This window comes from Streptomyces sp. NPDC058307, from assembly GCF_042880295.1.
GTDB lineage: Bacteria > Actinomycetota > Actinomycetes > Streptomycetales > Streptomycetaceae > Streptomyces.
On the sequence record NZ_JBHVYZ010000017.1, the window covers coordinates 87,629 to 107,139 of the forward strand.

14 protein-coding genes are annotated in these 19,511 nt (G+C 69.7%); 4 read left to right on the forward strand and 10 right to left on the reverse strand.

Annotated elements, in window-relative coordinates:
- Nucleotides 1–214: 214 nt before the first annotated feature.
- The 7 genes from ACFVYN_RS15325 to ACFVYN_RS15355 all read right to left on the reverse strand — a co-directional run bounded on the left by ACFVYN_RS15325 (nt 215) and on the right by ACFVYN_RS15355 (nt 11,301).
- Entirely contained in the window at nt 215–3,073 is a 2,859-nt protein-coding gene (locus ACFVYN_RS15325) for a glycoside hydrolase family 2 TIM barrel-domain containing protein (protein ID WP_389997918.1), read from the reverse strand.
- 27 nt (nt 3,074–3,100) lie between these two features.
- Nucleotides 3,101–3,964: a carbohydrate ABC transporter permease gene (locus tag ACFVYN_RS15330; protein WP_389997920.1), complete on the reverse strand. Its 864-nt coding sequence runs from the start codon at nt 3,962–3,964 to the stop codon at nt 3,101–3,103.
- Nucleotides 3,961–4,923 carry a carbohydrate ABC transporter permease gene (locus ACFVYN_RS15335; RefSeq protein ID WP_389997923.1) on the reverse strand — a complete coding sequence of 321 codons (963 nt, stop codon included), beginning with the start codon at nt 4,921–4,923 and terminating at the stop codon, nt 3,961–3,963. Before ACFVYN_RS15335 ends, ACFVYN_RS15330 begins: the two co-directional genes overlap by 4 nt.
- Before the next feature lie 20 nt (nt 4,924–4,943).
- The gene (locus tag ACFVYN_RS15340; RefSeq protein ID WP_389997926.1) at nt 4,944–6,206 is read right to left on the reverse strand and encodes an ABC transporter substrate-binding protein; all 1,263 of its coding nucleotides are present in this window, start codon (nt 6,204–6,206) and stop codon (nt 4,944–4,946) included.
- A 229-nt stretch (nt 6,207–6,435) separates the two neighbouring features.
- Nucleotides 6,436–8,295 carry a glycoside hydrolase gene (locus ACFVYN_RS15345; protein ID WP_389997929.1) on the reverse strand — a complete coding sequence of 620 codons (1,860 nt, stop codon included), beginning with the start codon at nt 8,293–8,295 and terminating at the stop codon, nt 6,436–6,438.
- Nucleotides 8,296–8,675: 380 nt separating this feature from the next.
- Complete coding sequence (locus ACFVYN_RS15350; RefSeq protein WP_389997931.1) at nt 8,676–9,923, reverse strand: ROK family transcriptional regulator; 1,248 nt, start codon at nt 9,921–9,923, stop codon at nt 8,676–8,678.
- 124 nt (nt 9,924–10,047) lie between these two features.
- The gene (locus ACFVYN_RS15355; RefSeq protein WP_389997934.1) at nt 10,048–11,301 is read right to left on the reverse strand and encodes an FAD-binding protein; all 1,254 of its coding nucleotides are present in this window, start codon (nt 11,299–11,301) and stop codon (nt 10,048–10,050) included.
- A 118-nt stretch (nt 11,302–11,419) separates the two neighbouring features.
- On the opposite strand from ACFVYN_RS15355, the gene ACFVYN_RS15360 reads away from it, so the two are divergent.
- From ACFVYN_RS15360 to ACFVYN_RS15375, 4 genes are all read left to right on the forward strand, one after another.
- On the forward strand, nt 11,420–12,427 hold the full coding sequence (locus ACFVYN_RS15360; protein WP_389997936.1) for a hydroxyacid dehydrogenase: 1,008 nt from the start codon (nt 11,420–11,422) through the stop codon (nt 12,425–12,427).
- A gap of 463 nt (nt 12,428–12,890) precedes the next feature.
- Complete coding sequence (locus ACFVYN_RS15365) at nt 12,891–13,565, forward strand: pyridoxamine 5'-phosphate oxidase family protein (protein WP_389997939.1); 675 nt, start codon at nt 12,891–12,893, stop codon at nt 13,563–13,565.
- Nucleotides 13,566–13,627: 62 nt separating this feature from the next.
- A complete protein-coding gene (locus ACFVYN_RS15370) occupies nt 13,628–14,950 on the forward strand; it encodes a radical SAM protein (RefSeq protein ID WP_389997941.1) in 1,323 nt (440 codons plus the stop codon).
- Nucleotides 14,951–15,260: 310 nt separating this feature from the next.
- A complete protein-coding gene (locus tag ACFVYN_RS15375) occupies nt 15,261–16,733 on the forward strand; it encodes a cellulose binding domain-containing protein (RefSeq protein WP_389997944.1) in 1,473 nt (490 codons plus the stop codon).
- Nucleotides 16,734–16,772: 39 nt separating this feature from the next.
- On the opposite strand, the gene ACFVYN_RS15380 is transcribed toward ACFVYN_RS15375, so the two are convergent.
- The 3 genes from ACFVYN_RS15380 to ACFVYN_RS15390 all read right to left on the reverse strand — a co-directional run bounded on the left by ACFVYN_RS15380 (nt 16,773) and on the right by ACFVYN_RS15390 (nt 19,500).
- A complete protein-coding gene (locus tag ACFVYN_RS15380) occupies nt 16,773–17,465 on the reverse strand; it encodes a GntR family transcriptional regulator (protein ID WP_389997947.1) in 693 nt (230 codons plus the stop codon).
- A 119-nt stretch (nt 17,466–17,584) separates the two neighbouring features.
- Nucleotides 17,585–18,586 carry a proline racemase family protein gene (locus ACFVYN_RS15385; protein ID WP_389997950.1) on the reverse strand — a complete coding sequence of 334 codons (1,002 nt, stop codon included), beginning with the start codon at nt 18,584–18,586 and terminating at the stop codon, nt 17,585–17,587.
- Between the two features lie 20 nt (nt 18,587–18,606).
- Nucleotides 18,607–19,500 carry a dihydrodipicolinate synthase family protein gene (locus ACFVYN_RS15390; RefSeq protein ID WP_389997953.1) on the reverse strand — a complete coding sequence of 298 codons (894 nt, stop codon included), beginning with the start codon at nt 19,498–19,500 and terminating at the stop codon, nt 18,607–18,609.
- Nucleotides 19,501–19,511 lie beyond the last annotated feature (11 nt).

Here is a 19,511-nt window from a genome sequence, read left to right on the forward strand (position 1 = left end):
GGGTGGTGTGTTTGGGGGGGCACGGCCCGCCACCATGTTGCTTCCGGGCCTGGTTTTGACCGCCTTTGTCGCTACCATGTGTGGGGGCGGGTGGGGTTGGGGGCCCCCCCGGCCGCGGGTACACCATGACCGTCGCAGAATCCCGATCACACTGGCAATGGATTAATCCACCGGTGAATTGGACTAATCGATCACCGGCAGGTCACTGGCAGGTTCACCGGGAGAGCACCGAGAAGACGAACGAGAACTCCGCCGGCTCGGCCCGCAGGTGGTACTGCGGGAGCGGGCCCGGACCGCAGGACGCGGTCCCGATGCCGTGGTGGTCGTGGTCGAGGTTGACCCACACCGTGTCACCGGCCCTCAGATCCGTCAGATGCGTCGCCGCGTCCAGCTGCTCGGTCGTCCAGCGCCGGGCGGTGAAGGAGAACTCCGGGTCGCCCTCGATCCGCAGCCCGCCGAGCTCCACCCAGCGGACGTCGGCGCGGGCGCCGTTCTCCTGCGGGCGCAGATACGGCGTCTGCAGCGCGTCCACCGACGAGTCCCAGCGGCCGACCATCGAGGCCTTCCGGGTGTCCGGGTAGGCCTCGCCGGGCCCGCCGCCGAACCACTTCACCTGGTCGGCCTCGCCAAGTCCGAGCCGGACGCCGAGCCGCGGCAGCGGCACCGTCCACTCGCCTTCCGGGGCCACGGACACCGTCAGCCGCAGCCGGTCGCCGTCGGACGTCCAGCGGTAGACCACACCCAGGCCCACCTCACGGGCCGCGGGTGCCACCCGGGTACGGACCGTCAGCGCGTCCTCACCCAGCTCCACCGAGCCGAGCCGGTGCCGCATCCGGTGCAGACCCAGGGTGCGCCACAGCGCGCTGTACTGGATGCCCGACTGCCACTCGGTGCCGTTGTCGTTGTCGGTCGTCGCCCGCCACACGTCCAGCCGCGGGGCCTCGACGGCGACCTCGCCGATGGCCTTGAGCGCGCCGGTACGGGCGTCGAAGGACGCCGGGCCCAGGGTGATCAGCTTCTCGCCGCGCACCGGCCGGTCGGTGGGCGCGACGGAGGGCCGTACGGGCGCGGTCGCCGGGAACTGGCCCCACGCGACGACGTGGTCCTTCGGCGCCCAGGCCGTGTCGGACGCCAGCAGCGCCCGCACCGTCCACTGCGCCTCCGCACCCTCGTGGGCGGGCGGCTCCGGCAGCTTCAGGTCCGCCGACTCACCGGGTGCCAGCGCCGGCACCGACAGCGTGCCCGCCTCGACCCTCTCGCCGTCCACCTGGTACGACCACTCGAAGGCGAGCTCGGACAGGTCGGCGAAGTCGTACTTGTTGGTGACCCGTACGGTGCCGTCGGCGCCGTCGATGCGGACCGGCTCGACGACCTTCTTGTACTCGATCAGGCCGGGGGAGGGCGTGCGGTCCGGGAAGATCAGGCCGTCGCAGACGAAGTTGCCGTCGTGCAGCTCCTCGCCGAAGTCGCCGCCGTAGGCGTAGCCCAGCTCGGCGTGCTGGACGCCGTGGTCGATCCACTCCCAGATGAAGCCGCCCTGGAGACGGTCGTACTTCTCGAAGAGCTCCTGGTAGTCGGCGAGGCCGCCGGGGCCGTTGCCCATGGCGTGGGCGTACTCGCACTGGATGAAGGGGAGTCCGCGGCGCCCCAGGGTGCCGCCGTCGAGCTCCTTGCCGATCTGCTCGACCTCGGCGTGGTTCGCGTACATCCGCGAGTACACGTCGGTGTCCCGGCAGTTCCAGTCGCCCTCGTAGTGCACCAGGCGCGAGGAGTCACGGCCGTGGATCCACTCGGCCATCGCGGTCAGGCCGCGGCCGGTGCCGGCCTCGTTGCCCAGCGACCAGAAGACGATCGAGGGGTGGTTCTTGTCCCGCTCGACCATGCGGGCCGCGCGGTCCAGGAGGGCCGGGGTCCAGCGGTCGTCGTCGACGGGGTTGTCCCGCCAGTCCTGCTCGGTGAAGCCGTGGGTCTCCAGGTCGCACTCGTCGACGACCCACAGGCCGTACTCGTCGCACAGATCCAGGAAGGCCGGGTGCGGCGGGTAGTGCGAGGTGCGCACGGCGTTGATGTTGTGCCGCTTCATCAGCAGCACGTCCTCGCGCATGGTCTCCAGGTCGAGGGTGCGGCCCTTCTCGGGGTGCCACTCGTGCCGGTTGACGCCCTTGAACAGGACCGCCTTGCCGTTGACCTTGATCAGACCGTCTTCGAGGGCGACCGTACGGAAGCCGATCCTGAGCGGGACCCGCTCGCCCTCGGTGACCAGCTCGCCGTCGTAGAGCCGGGGGCTCTCGGCGCTCCACGGTGCCACCAGGGTGGTGGCGGACTCACCGGTGGCGACATCGATGTCCAGGGCGGGCACGAGCACCCGCCCGTCGACGTCGGAGTCGACACGCAGGGTGCCCTCGCCCGTGAGGTGGTCGTAGGAGGCGTGCACGAAGAAGTCCAGGACAGCGCCCGCCGGGCGGTGCAGCAGGGTCACCTCGCGGAAGATGCCCGGCAGCCACCACTGGTCCTGGTCCTCCAGGTAGGACCCGGCCGACCACTGGTGCACGCGGACCGCGAGGACGTTGCCCTTCGGCTTCAGCAACTGGCCGACGGCGAACTCGTGCGCGAGGCGGGAGCCCTTGAACTCGCCGATGTCCGTGCCGTTGAGCCAGACCCGGGCACAGGACTCGACACCGTCGAAACGGATGACCGCGCCGCCGTCCGAGGGCCAGTCCTCGGGCAGGTCGAAGACGCGCAGGTGGTCGCCGGTCGGGTTCTCGGTGGGGACGTGCGGTGGGTCCACCGGGAACGGGTAGAGGTGGTTGGTGTAGATGGGCAGCCCGAAGGCGCCGTCGCCCTGGAGGACCCAGTGCCCGGGGACCGTGACCTCGGCCCAGCCGTCGGCGTCGTATCCCTCCTCGGCGAAGGAGTCGTCCTCGGCGTCGGCGGTCGCCGAGAGCCTGAAGCGCCAGGCGCCGTCGAGGGACAGGGCCTTCGCGTCGGAGGACGCGTACCAGGCGCGGGGCGGGAGGGCCCCGCTGCCCGGAGAAACGTCCTCTACATAGGCCGTGGTCGTGCGGAAAGACATCGGTCTCCAGGTCCTGAGAGAGAGGTGTCAGCCCTTGATGCCGGTCTGCGCGATCCCCTGGACCAGCCAGCGCTGGAGGAAGAGGAACACGAACACCAGGGGCAGGATGGAAATGGCCGTGGCCATGAAGATCAGGTGGAAGTTGACGGTCTGGTTGGTGATGAACGAGGAGAGCGCCACCTGCACGGTCCACGAGCTGGGGTCCTGCCCGATGACCAGCGGCCACAGGAAGGCGTTCCAGCCGCTGATGAACGTGATCGTGGCGATCGCCGCGAAGAAGTTCAGCGAGTTGGGTACGACGATCCGCCAGTACGCGCCCCAGTAACCGAGCCCGTCCACGCGTGCCGCCTCCTCCAGCTCCTTGGGGAACCCGAGGAAGTACTGCCGGAAAAGGAAGCAGGTGAAACCGCTGAACAGGCCCGGGACGATCATTCCCCGGTAGGTGTCGATCCAGCCGAGGGACGAGACCAGCACGAAGCTGGGCACGAAGGTCACGGCCGTCGGCACCATCAGGGTCGCCAGGACGGCGTAGAAGACCTTGTTGGCGTGCTTGTAGGGGATACGGGCGAGGCCGTATCCCGCCATGGAACAGAACAGCAGGGTGCCGACGGTGCTCAGGACGGCGATCACGGTGGAGTTCCACAGGGAGCGCCCGAACTCGACGGTGGGATCGTCGAAGAGCTCGGAGATGTTGCCCCACTGGAAGGAGGGCAGCACCTTCCAGTTCGGGCCCGTGATCTCCAGGTCGGTGGAGAGCGAGTTGCGGACGATCAGGTAGAAGGGGATCAGGAAGAGAAAGGCAGCGACACTGACGGCGATGTACAGACCGGCGTTGCCGAGGACGCCTCCGCGCTTCCTGCGCTTGCCGGCGTGCGGTGTGGTGGTGGTCATTTCTCCCCCCCTCCGAAGCCCATGATCTTGCCCTGGGCCAGGGTGACGATACAGATCAACAGTGACAGGATGACCGCGCCCGCGCTGCCGGCGCCGTAGTCCTGGTCGGTGCCGAGGGCCGTCTTGTAGAGCTCCATGAGCGGTGTCTGAGCCCAGGTCGCCTTGGTCCCGATGATGTTGTAAAACTCGTCGAACGCCTGGTACGCGGCGATGAGCAGCAGCAGGATCACCGCGGTCGAGGTGGCCCGCAGCTGCGGCAGCGTGATGTACCGGAAGGTCTGCCAGCCCTTCTTGGCGCCGTCGATGGCGGCGGCCTCGTACAGCTCCCCGGGGATGTTCTGCAGCGCCGCCATGAAAAGGATCATGTAGAAGCCGGCCTGGATCCACAGCCGGAGGGTCACGATGACCAGCCAGTACCAGGGCGGTGTCGGGTTGGAGATCCAGGTGGTGTTGTCGACGCCGAACCAGCTCATGACGGTGTTCGCCAGGCCGAAGCGGACGCCGTTGAAGATGGACATCTTCCAGATCAGTGCGGCGGCGACGTAGGAGACGGCGGTCGGCAGGAAGAACACCGACCGGAAGAACGCCCGCATGAACCGCAGCCGGTGCACCAGCATCGCCAGGCCCAGGGACAGGGCCCAGGTGGTCGGCACGATGAACGCGGCGAACACGGAAAACGTCAGCAGCGAGGCAGGGAAGTTGCTGTTGGTCAGGATCTGCTTGTAGTTGTCCAAGCCGATGAAGTGGCTCGGCGTGACGGTGTAGCGGGCGTCGAAGAAGCTGAGCCAGATACTCCATCCGATGGGGACGAAGACGAAGATCACCAGGCCGATGAGGAAGGGCCCGGTGAAGAGCCAGAAGTTCAGCGTGGGGTTTCCCCCCAGGCCCCGCCGCGGCCGGGCCGGGGAGGCCTTGGCCGAGGCGGGCTGGGCGACCCCGCGTGCGGTGGTGGTCGACATGTCGTGGTATCCCCGCCGGTCTATCCGAAGAGCTTCTTGAGCTCGACGTTGACCTTCTTGTCGCAGGCGTCGAGCGCGGCCTCGGGGTTGCCGTTCTTGCGGACGGAGGAAGCGATCACGTCGTTGAAGGCGGTGATCATGGTCTGGTCGAAACCGATGTTGTCGAAGTGGCCGTAGTCGGTGAAGAGCTTGACGCCCTCGGCGGGCAGGCCCGACTTGAGCTTGGTGGCCGACTGGGCTATCGAGGTACGCGGCGGGATGTGGAAGCCGTAGGAGGTGGCCCAGTCCTCCTGGTACTGCTTCTGGTCGATCCACAGCCACTTGACGTATTCCTTGGCCGCCTCGACGTTCTTGCCCTTGGCGTTGACGAAGATCGACCAGCCGCCGTTGTAGACGGACTGCTTGCCGGCGCTGCCGATCTTCGGGAACGGGAAGATCCCGAGGTCGTCGCCGAGCGCCTTCTGCATGGCCGGCATGGACCACATGCCGCCCCACTGGATGGCGCACAGGCCCTGGTTGAGCGAGGAGGGGTCCCAGAAGTCGGTCGGCGCGTCCTGCAGCACATTCCCGCTGGTGAACAGGGTCCGGAGCTTCTTCAGGCCCTCGATGACGCCGTCCGTGTGGTAGGCGATCTGGTTCTTCGCGTCGAGGGTGTCGGCGCCGGCCGACCAGATCAGGTTGTTCTGGATCGCGGTGAAGTCGTTGCCGAGGAAGATGCCCTTGACCTTGCTGGTGGTGAGCTTGGCGGCGGCCTCGATCAGCTCGTCGAGCGTGGTCGGCACGGAGACGTTCGCCTTCTCCAGCATCGACTTGCGGTAGTAGAAGAACTGCGGGTCGTCGATCATCCGGATCCCGTAGATCTTCCCGTCGACCGTGTGGGACTTGATGTCGTTCGGGTTGAAGTCGTCCTTGACCGGGTCGATCAGGTCGGTCAGGTCCGCCACCTGGCCGCTCTTGACGAGCTGGAGCTGCGGGTGGAACTCGAAGACGTCGGGCGCCTTCTTGGTGAGCAGGGCCGCGAAGAGCGCGGACTCGAAGTTGTTGCCCGTGATCCAGTTGGTGCTCACGTCGGCCTTCTTGTACGCGGCCGCGTACTTCTTGATGGCCTGCTCCGTGCCCGCCTCGCCGTAGGCGTGGAAGTACTGGGTGAGCGCGTCGCCCGACCCTCCGCCGCTGCGCCCGGTGTTCCCGCCGCACGCGGCCAGACCGCCGGCGGCGGCCAGACCCATCGCGGCCTGCAGAACGCTTCGACGGTTCCAGTTGGTGTTGCTCATTGCCGACATGCTGACGTCCTTGTCTCGAATACGGCTACGGCTCTGTGCCTTGGCTCTGCGGCTCAGTGCCAGGTGGCTCAAATGGACCTGCGGTGCGGGACGTTAACCTTCGGCTAAGCCTTCGGCAAGGGGTTGGACGAAGTCTGCACGAAGCGTTGTGCGGCGTTCGAGATACCGGACGCCCCGGGGTTGCGGGCCGCCGCACCAGCGGCCCGCAACCCCTTGCGGGGGTGAGGGGTTACTGCTTGGACCAGGCCTGGTTGGTCCCGCCGTTGCAGGTCCACAGGCCGACCTTGCTGCCCTCGGCCGTCGCCTGTCCGCCGACGTCCAGGCAGGTGCCCGACGCCTCGCTGACGACTTGGCCGTTGGAGTTCAGCAACCACTGCTGGCTGCCGTCATGGGTCGCCTCCGGGCTCGTCGTGAGCCCCGAACTCCCCGCCGTCAGATAACCGTTCACGCCCTTCAGGCGGCCCTTCGCGTCGTACGACCACACCTGCTCGGGCCCGCCCGTGCAGCTGCTGATCACCGCACCGGAGGCGTCCGCGGTCAGGCACTTGCCGGACTGCTTGCCCGCCAGCGCGCCCGTGACCGCCGACGTGCCGTGGCCCTTCTGGTCGAGGACGTACGTCGTGATGGACCGGGCCGGCAGGGTCGCCGACGCCGTGCCGCCCTCGACCGAGGGCTTCGCGACGTTCGCCCAGCTCTCGGTCGCCGAGGTCCGCACGGCCTTGCTCGCACGCACCGGCGCCTTGCCGTTGAAGTGCAGCTTCACCGCGGTGTCGGTGGCGTTGTGGTTGTTGACCACGACGACCCACTTGCCGTGGTCGTCATACGTCGACACCTCGACGCCGTCCGGTGTGCCGGTCACGTTGTGGGCGACCGAGCCCGGCCGGACGAACTTGCTGTACTGGCCGAGCGCGTAGTAGCGCTTGGTGAAGTACAGGGTCTGGTTGCCGTTGGTGGCGTAGTTCGGGTCGTAGTAGATCAGGCCGTCGTTCCAGCCCTCACTGTTCTTCGCGAGGGGGTCGGAGCCGATCTGTTCCGACAGGGCGACCCACCACTGGAACGCCGAGTCGTGCGCGGTCGCGAAGTCCTTGTACATGATCCGGGAGAGGTTCAGACCACCCTCGATCGTGGGGTCGTACTCCTGCGCCCAGCCCGTGCCGCCGTTGCCGAAGCAGCAGATCTCCGTGGACCAGGACTGCTTGCCGACCGACCTGGACGTCTCGTAGATCTTCGCCCGCTGGTCGTCGCCCGGGTTGTTGTACGTGTGGTGGGCGAGCCTGTCGACGTACTGGGCGGTGCCCGGCTGCGAGATCCACTGCGGGACCTCGGTGTTGAAGCTCACCGTCGAGCTGGACTCGTCCGCGATGATGCCGGTCTTCTGCTTCCGCGCCTGCTGCTCGGCGCCCAACGCCCGCACGATGTCGTCGCGTTGGTCGACCGGCACCAGCATGCCCTCCTGGCCGCAGTCGCCGAAGCTGTTGGTGGGCTCGTTGAAGGGGCTGATGTAGTCGAACCGCACGCCCTGCCTGGCGAAGTGGTCGGTGACGTCGGCGACGTACTTCGCGTAGTCCTGCTCGTTCTCCGTCTTCAGGTAGCCGCCGCAGCTCTTGGCGTTGGTCTTCCACCGCGCCGGCGCGCTGTTGACGAAGGCGATCAGGTCCTTCACGCCGTACTTGGCGGCCGCGTACAGGAAGGTACGGCCCGCCTTGTCCTTGCTCCAGTCGTACGACCCGTCGTCCTTCAGGAAGTCCTCGGGGGCGCGCGGCGCGTACGTCACGCCGGTGCCGCCCCCGCCGATGTTGTAGCGGTAACTGCTCAGTGCCAGGCCGTCCTTGGAGAACAGCAGCCTGGACACCCGGGCCTGGACCTTCGGGTCGAAGTTCTTCAGGTCGTTGACCCACCAGGCGCCCGAGGCACCGATGTTGTCGATGGTCTGGGCGGCGTGCGGGGACACTTCGGCCACCGTGGGGGTGGAGGCCGACGCGGGCGGAGCGGATATCAGGGGTCCCGCGACAGCGAACGCGGCTGCGGCTGTCAGCAGGGCCGATCTCTTGCGGTGGGGGTTGCCAGCTGCTCTCCGGGGAGCGCGCACGTGGTTTACCTCGATCGTGTGATGGTCGGCTTCTGGGCTTGCGGTGTGCTGGGTCGTTCCGGCTACGGTGATCGTGCGATCTGGGACGCCGGGTACGGCGCCAGCGTGCGGGGCCCCCGTCTCCACCGGAGCGATGGTTCGGGGCCTCCCCGTCGCCTCTGGCCGTACCCAACTGGCCAGGTCGTGAGGGAACTGGCCTCCCGGGATCGGACCACGGACAGGATCCGTGTCGCTGCCTCGGGGACGAGTACGCCGGGGACCAGTGCGCCCAAGACCGTTCGGGGCGTGCGGCAGAGCGGGCTCATTCCTGCTCCGTCCAGAGGAACGGTGAGGCACGTGCATCCCTTCCGTCGTCATGAAGGTGGTGCGGTGTACGGCTCCTAGCGGGGGTCGTGCGCCTTGCTTCTCGCAGGGGTGGTGCGCTTTGTCGCCGATCTCTGCCCGACCGACTGGAGCGCCCCTTCGAGCGCGAACGTCGCCGCGCCCAGGCACGCCGGGTCCGTCGGGATCGGGGAGAGGACGATGTCGGTGGCGGCCATCGGCCGGGGCAGCGCGTGCCGGGCGACGGCCTCGCGCACCTCCGCGACCAGGGGCTCGCCGAGGGCGGACGCGACCCAGCTGCTGAGCACGACCACCTCGGGGTTGAACAGGTTGACCAGGTGCGCGATGGAGGCGCCCAGATAGCGGGCGGTGTGCCGGACGACCTCGACCGCCACCGGGTCCCCGGTGAGCATGCCCCGGGCCAGCGCGTCGATCGTCGCCGTCTGGTCGCCCGGGTGCAGCAGCTCGCTGTCGGGGCTCAGCTCCCGCAGGTTCAGCATGATCCCGGGGGCGCCCACGTACGTCTCCACACAGCCGTGGTTGCCGCAGCGGCACTGGCGTCCGTCCAGGACGATCGTGTTGTGGCCCCACTCGCCGGCGCTGTTGGACACACCGCGGTGCAGCGCGCCGCCCAGCACGAGCCCGGCGCCCACACCGGTCCCGAGGGTGACCACCACGGCGTTCCCGCTGCCGCGCGCGGCCCCGAACCACAGCTCGGCCACGGCCACCGCACGCAGCGGGTTGTCCAGGTAGAGCGGGTAGGCGATGTACTCGGAGAGCAGGTCGAGCAGCGGCACGTCGTGCCAGTCCCAGTTGGGCGCGTACTCCGAGATGCCGGTCGCGCGGTCCACCTGCCCCGGCACGCTCACGCCCACGCCGAGCACCCGGGCGCCCTCGATCCCGGCCTGCGCGACCACCGAGCCGACGGCGGCGGCGACATGGCCGACCACCTGCTCGGGGAGGCTCTCGCCGGGACGGACGTCCTCCTCGGCGCGGGCCAGGACGTTCAGCGCGAGGTCGAACAGCTCGACGTGGACGTACGTCTCGGCGATGTCCACGCCGATCAGCGCGCCCCCCGAGGCGTTGACGGCCACGAGCCCCCGGGGGCGCCCGCCGGCCGACTCCTCGAACCCGACCTCCGTGATCATCCGGAGGTCGAGCAGCTCGCCCACGAGCGTGGCGACGGTGGCCAGGCTCAGCCCGGTGGCCGCCGCCAGCTCCTGCCGGGACGTGGGCGACTCGGCGATGATCTGGCGCAACACCTCGTAGCGGTTCGCGGTGCGGATGTCGCGTGATGTGCGCTTCACCGGGCCTGCCCCATCCCTTCGCTCATGCCGGGACGACAGTGGCACCGGCGCGGCGCAAGGCTATGGGCAGCGGGGGACTTTGTACAAGGGGTTAGGAAAGGGGTTTTATAAAGTCGGTCGGCAGTCAGTCGGCGAGTACGGTCCGGACGAAGGTGTTGGCGAATTTTGCCCCGGGATCCAGCTCACGCGCCAGCTTGCGGAAGTCGCCGAGCCTCGGGTAGCGCTCGCGCAGCAGGTCCGCGGGCGTGGTGAAGACCTTCCCCCAGTGCGGTCGCGCGTCGAAGGGGACCAGCGCCTCCTCCAGCCGGCGCACCACCGGCAGGACGGCCGCGGTGTCCTCGATCCAGGTGAAGTGCAGGGCCACGGTGTCCCGGCCGTAGGAGGGGCTCAGCCACTGCTCGTCGGCGGCCACCGTCCGCACCTCGCAGATCTGGAGCACCCCGGCGACCGTCTCCCGGATGCCGTCCACCGCGTGCAGCGCCTCCACGGCGAGCTCGCGCGGCAGCAGGTACTCCGACTGGAGTTCCGCCCCGCTGCTCGGCGTGAACTCGGCCCGGAAATGCGGCAGCCGGTCGTGCCAGGGCCCCGGCACCCCGAACTGCTCGGTGCAGTTGACCGCGGGCATCCCCGGCACCGGGTGCATCTTCTCGGTGGCGGGCGCGGCCCACGGGAAGTCCGCGAGGGGCTGGTCCGTCCGCCGCTTGACCCAGACCTGCCGGAAGCCCGGCGCCCGCCAGTCGGTGAACAGGCTGACGCTGTACGCCGTCGACATGACCGTCCCGAGGGTCGCCGAGTCCAGCCCGGTGAGCGGGAGTTCGGTGAAGACGTACTGCTCCACGTCGAAGGAGGGCACGAGGTCCAGGGTGAGCGCGATGACGACACCGAGGGCGCCCAGTGAGGTGACCGCGCCGCCGAAGCGGGGGTCGTCCCGGCCGATGGTCAGCACGGAGCCGTCCGCCGTGACCAGCTCCACCTCGCGCACGGCCGAGGAGAGCGGACCGTTGCCGACGCCCGAGCCGTGGGTGCCGGTCGCCACCGAGCCGGCCACCGAGATGTGCGGCAGTGACGCCATGTTGGGCAGCGCGAGGCCGTGGGCGTCCACCGCGCGGGCCAGTTCGGCGTACCGGACGCCGCCCGGGACCCGTACCGTACGGGCCGTGGTGTCCACGTCGATCAGGGGCGGCAGGCCGGCGATCGACAGCAGGACGCCCTCCGGGCCCGGCTCGGCGATCTCGTTGAAGGAGTGCCCGCTGCCCAGCACCCGCACCCGCGCGCTGTCGGCGACCAGGGCGGCGACCTCGTCGAGCGCGTGGGGCCGGTGCAGTTCCTTGGCGGAGTAGGTGATGTTCCCCGCCCAGTTGGTGATCGTCTCCGACATGTCCGTCGTTCCTCCCGGGAGTGCGTATGCGTTGACCCTCTCATTTGTCGGGGCCTACCGTAGAGAGCGGTTTCTGCAACGGTTTCCGTACGTTCCGTAGCTCTGGAGGATCACCATCTTGGCCGAGCGACCCCAGGCGCTGTTCGCCATGACCGCCGAGAACGTGCCGCTCGTCTTCCCGCCCGAGGTGCTGGCGCGGCTCCGGGAGTGCGTGGACATCGATCCCGGGCTGGTGGCCGGGGACCTCACCGATCCGGCCCTCGCGGATGTCCTGGCCCGCACCGAGATCCTCGTGACCGGCTGGGGCTGCCCCCGTCTGGACGCGGCCGTCCTCGACGCGGCCCCGAAACTCCGGGCCGTCCTGCACTCGGCCGGCACGGTCAAGGGATTCGCCACCCCGGAGGTCTGGCGGCGCGGCATCACCGTCTCCTCGGCGGCCGAGGCCAACGCCGTGCCCGTTGCCGAGTACACGCTCGCCGCGATCCTGCTCGCCGGCAAGGACGTCTTCGTGCGCCGCGAGCGGCTGCGTACCGAGGACGCGTCTGCCGGCTGGGGGGTCGTGCCAGGCATCGGCAACCACGGGCGGCGGGTCGGGGTGATCGGGGCGTCCAGGATCGGGCGGAAGGTGATCGAGCTGCTGCGGCCGTTCGACCTCGCAGTGAGCCTGACCGACCCGTACGTCGACGAGAGCGCGGCGGCGGAGCTGGGCGTCCCGCTGCTGCCGCTTGACGACCTCCTGCGCACCTGCGAGATCGTCAGCGTCCACGCCCCGGAGACCGCCGAGACCCGGCACCTCATCGGCCGCCGCGAACTGGCCCTCATGCCGGACGCCGGGGTGCTGATCAACACCGCGCGCGGATCTCTGGTCGACACCGACGCCCTCGTGGACGAGCTCCGCACCGGCCGCCTGAGCGCGATCCTCGACGTCACCGACCCCGAACCCCTGCCCGCCGACTCACCCCTCCACAACCTCCCGAACGCCTTCGTCACCCCACACCTGGCCGGATCCCAGGGCAACGAACTGGCCCGGCTGGGACTGGCCGTCGTGGCGGAGGCGGAGCGGGTGGTGTCCGGGGCGGAAGTGGCCTACCCGGTGGTGTTCGAGGCGCTGGAGCACGGCGCCTGACGGTTCGGTCGCTACGGCGTTGTCGGCTGGGTGGGTAGGGCGGCTACGAGGGGGTTCGGCTGGGTCTGGCGGCGGGGGTGGGTGGCCGTATCGGGTGGTGTTCGAGGCGCTGGAGCGGGGCGTTTGACGGCTCGGTGGGCTGACTGGGCGTGAGGTGTGAGCCCGGCCGCTACGGCATTGGCGGCTGCGCGCGCAGGGCAGCGACGAGTGGGTGTCGTGGGCGGGTGCGGGAGTGGCGTACCCGGTGGTGTTCGAGGCGTTGGAGCGGGGCGTCTGACGCTCGGTGGGCTGTCTGGGGCTGTGAGGTGTGGACCCGTGCCGCTGCGGCATTCGGCTGGGTGAGTAGGGCAGCGACGAGCCGGCGCGGCTGGTCCGGCTGACCTGGCCGGCGCAGGGGTGGCGTACCCGGTGGTGTTCGAGGCGCCGCAGCACCGCGCCCGGGCCCTCGGTAGCCTGCCTCGGCATGAGCCCTGAACCCGTTCCCGCCACCCTCCCGCAGACCGAGTTGACCCGGCACCGACGGCTGCGCGAGCAGGGGAGCCTGGAGCGGGCGGATCTGGACGCCGTCCTCGACGCCGGGTTCGTCTGCCATCTGGGAGTGGTGGTCGAGGGGCGGCCGCTGGTCGTGCCCACGGTGTACGGGCGGGACGAGCGGCAGCTCTATCTGCACGGCTCGGTGGCCAGCCGCAGTCTCGCGGGGGGTACGCCCGTCTGTGTCACGGTCACGCACGTCGACGGGCTGGTCCTCGCGCGGTCCGTCTTCGAGCACGGCGTCAACTACCGCAGCGCCATGATCCACGGCGAGGCCCGCAAGGTGACCGACCCCGAGGAGAAGCTGGCGGGCCTGCGCCGGCTGAGCGAACACGCGACCCCCGGACAGTGGTCGTACGCCCGGCAGCCGAGCCGGAAGGAGCTCGCGGCCACCACGCTGCTCGCGATCGGCCTCGACGAGGCCTCCGTCAAGATCCGCACCGGCGCGCCCGACGACGGCGACGGACCCGACGCCGAACTGGGGCTGTGGGCCGGTGTGCTTCCGCTCACGTCGGTGTGGGGCGCGCCCGTTCCCGACCCGCTACTGCCTCCGGAAACGCCCATACCGTCCCACATCGCTCGCCGTGCGGGGACCCGGCACGGGTGATGCCGGTGCGAGGGCATACCGTGAGGAGTCGGTCGTACGTCTGAGCCGGGAGGAGACACGGGATGGGCAGCCGTACCGCGCTGGTCGAGGATCTGATGGAGAGGTTCCCGCAGGTTCCACGGGAAGCCGTCTTCAAGGAGGACCTGCTGCGCGGTGGCGTGGCCTTCGACCCGTCCGCCCTCAGCGACAACGAGTCGGGTGAGGTGAAGCCGAAGTCGTACTTCATCTTCTCCTTCGACCACGGGACCCTGCCCGAGCTGGGCGAGGCCGCGCTGCGCCGGCCGCCGGAGGAGATCATCCTCACCGGCGGGCCGTACGACCTCAGGCGGACCGTGGTGTCGGTGCGGGTGAACCCCGCCTCGCCCTACCGCGTGGCGGCCGACGACTCCGGCATGCTCGGGCTCTACCTCGACGGCAAGCGGATCGCCGACGTGGGTGTGCCGCCGATGCCGGAGTACTACCGGCACAAGCTCTCCAGCGGGAAGTCCGTCATGGAGGTCGCCCCGACCATCCAGTGGGGCTACCTGGTCTATCTGACCGTCTTCCGGGTGTGCCAGTACTTCGGCGCCAAGGAGGAGTGCCAGTACTGCGACATCAACCACAACTGGCGCCAGCACAAGGCGGCCGGGCGACCGTACACGGGCGTCAAGGACGTGGACGAGGTCCTGGAGGCGCTCGAGATCATCAATCGGTACGACACCGACAAGATCTCCACCGCCTACACGCTCACCGGCGGCGCGATCACCTCGAAGCTCCAGGGCCGGGACGAGGCCGACTTCTACGGCATGTACGCGAAGGCCATCGAGGAGCACTTCCCGGGCCGCTGGATCGGCAAGGTCGTCGCGCAGGCGCTGCCGAAGGACGACGTGCAGCGCTTCAAGGACTATGGCGTGCAGATCTACCACCCCAACTATGAGGTGTGGGACGAGTACCTCTTCAAGATGTACTGCCCGGGCAAGGAGCGGTACGTCGGCCGGGACGTGTGGCACAAGCGGATCCTGGACTCGGCGGAGGTGTTCGGGGCGCGCAACGTCATCCCCAACTTCGTCGCGGGCGTCGAGATGGCGGAGCCCTTCGGCTTCAAGACGGTCGACGAGGCCATCGCGTCCACCACCGAGGGCCTGCGGTTCTTCATGTCGCACGGCATCACGCCCCGCTTCACCACCTGGTGCCCCGAGCCGACGACCCCGCTCGGCAAGGCCAACCCGCACGGCGCGCCGCTGGAGTACCACATCCGGCTGCTCCAGGCCTATCGCCAGACCATGGACGACTTCGGTCTCTCCTCGCCCCCCGGGTACGGCCCGCCCGGACCCGGCCGTGCCGTGTTCTCGGTGAGCTCCTTCATGGACAGCCTTCCGGCGGCCCCGGAACCGGCCGAGGTCTGATCCGCACGACAGCGGCGCCGGCCCCACTTCGGGGCCGGCGCCGGCTTGGCGACCGCCATGGCCGGGCTTCCCTGTTGCGGCTGATTCCTTGTGGCGCGATTGATACGTTTTCGCTTCCCGTCCGTACACAAGGACGCGACTCCGCGCAGCGCCGTGTCGTGGGGGAGTGGACCGAACCGTCGGTAACCGATTTGAATAGCGTGCTTGTCAGTTGTGTGGGAGGCGTGAAAGGCTCCTGTCCTGCCGCGAGGTTCCCCCCAACTCCTTTGCCAGTGTGGCGAGTTGACTTCGCTTTCGATGCAGGAGACCCATGCCCGACCTGCCGACCCCCCAGGACGCCGCCGAGGCCGCGCTGTTCTCCGAGTGCTGGGATGCCGTGCTGTCGTACGCCGATCTGTGCACGGCCGGCTCCACCGCCGCCACTGAACTGGCCACGGAGGCGTTCTCCCTCGGCATGCGCGAGGCCCGCGACGCGGAGGCCGCCGTCCGCGGCGCCGGCCGCCGTCCGGCCCGGCTGCCCCGTATCCCCCTGCTGCTCACCGCCGTTCGCACCACCGCCGCGGACTGGGAGACACAGGGCCTCGGCCACCGCCTCGACCCCGATCTGCGGCTGTGGCTCAACTCCGACAAGGCCGCCCGCTACACCGGCCCGCCGCTGCAGCGCCCCATCGCCCTGCGCGGACTGCGCGATCTGCAGGCGGCGGACGCCGAACTGCTGTGGCTGGCCGAGGTGGAGGCGCTGCCGCTGCCCACGGTGGCCCGCCGGCTCGGCCTCGACCCGGCCACCGTGGGCGACGAACTCGCCCAGGTGCGCGGCCTGTTCCGGGACCGCAGCCACCGCAACCACCTCGACATGCCGATGGACGCGCAGTGCCGCAGTTACGCCCGGCTGCTGGACGCCGTCACCCGCTCCACCTCCGGGGAGACCCCGCCCGACCTCTCCCGCCATCTCGCGCGATGCCGGCAGTGCGCGGAGGCCGCCGCCTGTCTTCGCCTGCACGGCGGCGGCCTGCCCGCGGCCCTCGCGGGCGGGGTGATCGGCTGGGGCGGACTCGCCTACCTGGAGCGCCGCCGCCGGGCCGCCGAGGTACGGCTCGGCGCCGGACGCCCACTGGCCCTGGAGAGCGGGCCCCCGAACCCCGGCGCGCACAAGGCGAAGGCTCTGCGCAACGGGCTCCTCGTCGCCGCGGTCCTGGTCTCCCTGCTCGCCCTCGCGGTGTCGCTGATGCCGGGCGACGACATGAAGAACGGCGCCGCCGGGCCCGGCACCTCGGCCGACGGCCAGCCGGTGGCCAACCCCACCTGGTCCGTCCGCACCGCCACATCGCGGGCGCCCGGCTCGGCGGGGACCTCCAAGACGCCCACGGGGAACCCGTCGGAGTCCACGGGTGCGAAGAATCCCGACCCGGAACCCCAGGGCACCTCATCCGCCGGCGCCGAGGAACCCGAGCCCAGCGAGAGCGTCACGCCGAGCTGCCGGGTCGAGTACTCCCTCGTCAACCAGTGGCCCGACGGCTTCCAGGCCGCCGTCACCGTCACCACCACCGAGGCTCTCGCCGACTGGCGGGTCACCTGGTCCTTCAAGGACGGTCAGAAGGTGACGCAGATGTGGGACGCGGACTACACCCAGAGCGGCGCGAAGGTCACCGCGGGCGCCACCGACTACAACAAGTCGGTCCCCGCGGACGGTTCGCTCTCCTTCGGCTTCCTCGCCTCCTGGCAGAGCAAGAACGCCCCCGCGTACGACTTCTCCCTCAACGGGCGGGAGTGCGCCAAGTCCTGACGACGGATCAGGTCGGCGGGCGGCTGGGTACGGGATCGCCTACTTCGCCGCCCACAGGCCCCTGACGTGCCCGATGTGCCGGGTCATGACCTCGTGGACCGCCCGCTCGTCGCGGGCGACCAGCGCGTCGAGGAGTTCGAGGTGCTCCTCGGCGGAGGCCAGCAGACGGCCGGACTTCACCAGCGGGGTGAGACCGTACAGACGCGACCGCTTGCGGAGGTCGCCGACCACCTCGACCAGGTGGGCGTTGCCCGCGAGGGCGAGCAGGCCGAGGTGGAAGCGGGTGTCGGCCTCGACGTACGCGATGAGGTCACCGGACACCGCCGCCTGGACGATCTCCCGGGCGGCCGGACGCAGCGCCTCCAGGGAGACCGGGTCGGCGGTCGAGGCCAGCTCCACGACGGTCGGGATCTCGACGAGCGAGCGGATGTGGGTGTACTCGTCGAGCTGCTTCTCGGAGACCGCGGTGACCCGGAACCCCTTGTTGGGGACGGTGTCGACCAGGCCCTCCTTGGCGAGGTCGAGCATGGCCTCGCGCACGGGCGTGGCCGACACACCGAAGCGGCCGGCGAGCGCGGGCGCCGAGTACACCTGCCCCGGGAGCAGTTCGCCCGCGATCAGCGCGGCCCGCAGGGCGTCGGCGACCCGCTCCCGGTAGCTGCTCTTCTTGCCGCCGAGGACGGGCAGGGTGGGGGCAGCGGCGGCGGGGGTGCTGGATCGCTGGGCGGCCATGAGGGGGCATCTCCTAGTGGTGCAAGTGCGAGTGCAATGTCACGCGGCACCGGGCGTTTTCCACGCGGCACGGGGCATTATCGTCGACGCGCTCCGGAGGCCGGGACATCGCTCAGGCCTCACAGGACGAATCCCGCCGGGAACGGGTCGGTCGGGTCGAGCAGGTACTGGGCCGTGCCGGTGATCCAGGCGCGCCCGGTGAAGCTGGGCAGGACAGCCGGGCGGCCCGCGACCTCGGTGGTGCCGAGGAGCCGGCCCGTGAACCGCGTCCCGATGAAGGACTCGTTCACGAACTCGGTGTGCAGCGGGAGTTCACCGCGCGCGTGCAACTGGGCCATGCGCGCACTGGTGCCGGTGCCGCAGGGGGAGCGGTCGAACCAGCCGGGGTGGATGGCCATCGCGTGCCGGGAGTGCCGGGCGGTGGCATCGGGCGCGATCAGGTGGACGTGATGACAGCCCCGGATGGACGGATCCTCCGGGTGGACGGGCTCCTCCGCGGCGTTGATCGCCTCCATGAGGGCCAGCCCCGCCTTCAGGATGTCGTCCTTGCGGCCGCGGTCGAAGGGCAGCCCGAACTGCTCCAGCGGCAGGATGGCGTAGAAGTTTCCGCCGTACGCCAGGTCATAGGTCACTGTCCGCCCGTCGGCGAGTGCGATCTCGCGGTCGAGGGCGACGGAGAAGGACGGCACGTTCCGCAGCGTGACGTTCTTCGCCCTGCCGTCCTCCACCGCGACCTCGGCCACGACCAGGCCCGCCGGGGTGTCCAGCCGGATCGTGGTGACCGGCTCGACGACCTCGACCATCCCGGTCTCCACCAGCACGGTCGCCACCCCGATCGTGCCGTGTCCGCACATCGGCAGATAGCCCGAGACCTCGATGTAGACGACACCCCAGTCGCAGTCCGGGCGGGTCGGCGGCTGGAGGATCGCACCGCTCATCGCCGAGTGCCCGCGCGGCTCGTTCATCAGCAGCTGCTTGATGTCGTCGCGGTGCTCACGGAAGTACAGCCGCCGCTCGTTCATGGTCGCGCCGGGGATCGTGCCGATCCCGCCGGTGATCACGCGGGTGGGCATGCCCTCGGTGTGCGAGTCGACGGCGTGCAGGACGAGTTTGCTGCGCATGGTCCGCTCTCCTTGACGAGTTACGCGAGTCCCGCGGCGACGGCCTTCTCCGTGGCGGCCCGCACCAAGGCCTCCTGCTCGGGCAGCAGGGGGACGCGCGGGGGACGCACGGGCCCGCCGTGCCGGCCGACGATGTCCATCGACACCTTGATGGCCTGTACGAACTCGACCTTGGAGTCCCAGCGAAGCAACGGATGCAACTGCTCGTAGAGCGACTTGGCCCGGTCCAGGTCGCCACCGACCGCCGCCCGGTACAACTCGACGCTCGCGGCGGGCAGGGCGTTCGGATAGCCGGCCACCCAGCCCTTGGCCCCCGCGATCGCGAGTTCCAGCAGGACGTCGTCCGCGCCGATCAACAGGTCGAGTTCCGGGGCGAGTTCGGCCAGCTGATAGGCGCGGCGGACGTCACCGGAGAACTCCTTGACCGCCCGGATGTACCCCTCGGCGTGCAGCTTGGCGAGCAGCTCCGGCACCAGGTCGACCTTGGTGTCGATGGGGTTGTTGTACGCCACGACCGGCAGGCCCGCCTTCGCGACCTCGGCGTAGTGCGCGAGCACCGACCGCTCGTCGGCGCGGTAGGCGTTGGGCGGCAGCAGCATCACGGACGCACAGCCCGCGTCCCGTGCCTGCTCGGCCCAGCGGCGGGACTCCGCCGAGCCGTACGCGGCCACCCCCGGCATCACCCGTTCCCCGCCGATCGCGGCCACGGCCGTCTCGACGACCCTGGCCCGCTCCTCGGGGGTGAGCACCTGGTACTCGCCGAGCGAGCCGTTCGGTACGACGCCGTCGCAGCCGTTCTCGACCAGCCAGGCGCAGTGCTCGGCGTACTTGTCGTAGTTCACCGACAGGTCGTCGTTCAGCGGGAGGGCGGTGGCGACGAGGACTCCGCGCCACGGACGAAGGCTGGTGGTCATATGGATCCCAT

Bases quoted from the DNA above. Each gene is read 5' to 3' on its own strand.
- ACFVYN_RS15325 (WP_389997918.1), bottom strand. From the start codon at position 3,073: ATGTCTTTCCGCACGACCACGGCCTATGTAGAGGACGTTTCTCCGGGC.
- ACFVYN_RS15330 (WP_389997920.1), bottom strand. From the start codon at position 3,964: ATGACCACCACCACACCGCACGCCGGCAAGCGCAGGAAGCGCGGAGGC.
- ACFVYN_RS15335 (WP_389997923.1), bottom strand. From the start codon at position 4,923: ATGTCGACCACCACCGCACGCGGGGTCGCCCAGCCCGCCTCGGCCAAG.
- ACFVYN_RS15340 (WP_389997926.1), bottom strand. From the start codon at position 6,206: ATGTCGGCAATGAGCAACACCAACTGGAACCGTCGAAGCGTTCTGCAG.
- ACFVYN_RS15355 (WP_389997934.1), bottom strand. From the start codon at position 11,301: ATGTCGGAGACGATCACCAACTGGGCGGGGAACATCACCTACTCCGCC.
- ACFVYN_RS15365 (WP_389997939.1), top strand. From the start codon at position 12,891: ATGAGCCCTGAACCCGTTCCCGCCACCCTCCCGCAGACCGAGTTGACC.
- ACFVYN_RS15370 (WP_389997941.1), top strand. From the start codon at position 13,628: ATGGGCAGCCGTACCGCGCTGGTCGAGGATCTGATGGAGAGGTTCCCG.
- ACFVYN_RS15375 (WP_389997944.1), top strand. From the start codon at position 15,261: ATGCCCGACCTGCCGACCCCCCAGGACGCCGCCGAGGCCGCGCTGTTC.
- ACFVYN_RS15380 (WP_389997947.1), bottom strand. From the start codon at position 17,465: ATGGCCGCCCAGCGATCCAGCACCCCCGCCGCCGCTGCCCCCACCCTG.
- ACFVYN_RS15385 (WP_389997950.1), bottom strand. From the start codon at position 18,586: ATGCGCAGCAAACTCGTCCTGCACGCCGTCGACTCGCACACCGAGGGC.
- ACFVYN_RS15390 (WP_389997953.1), bottom strand. From the start codon at position 19,500: ATGACCACCAGCCTTCGTCCGTGGCGCGGAGTCCTCGTCGCCACCGCC.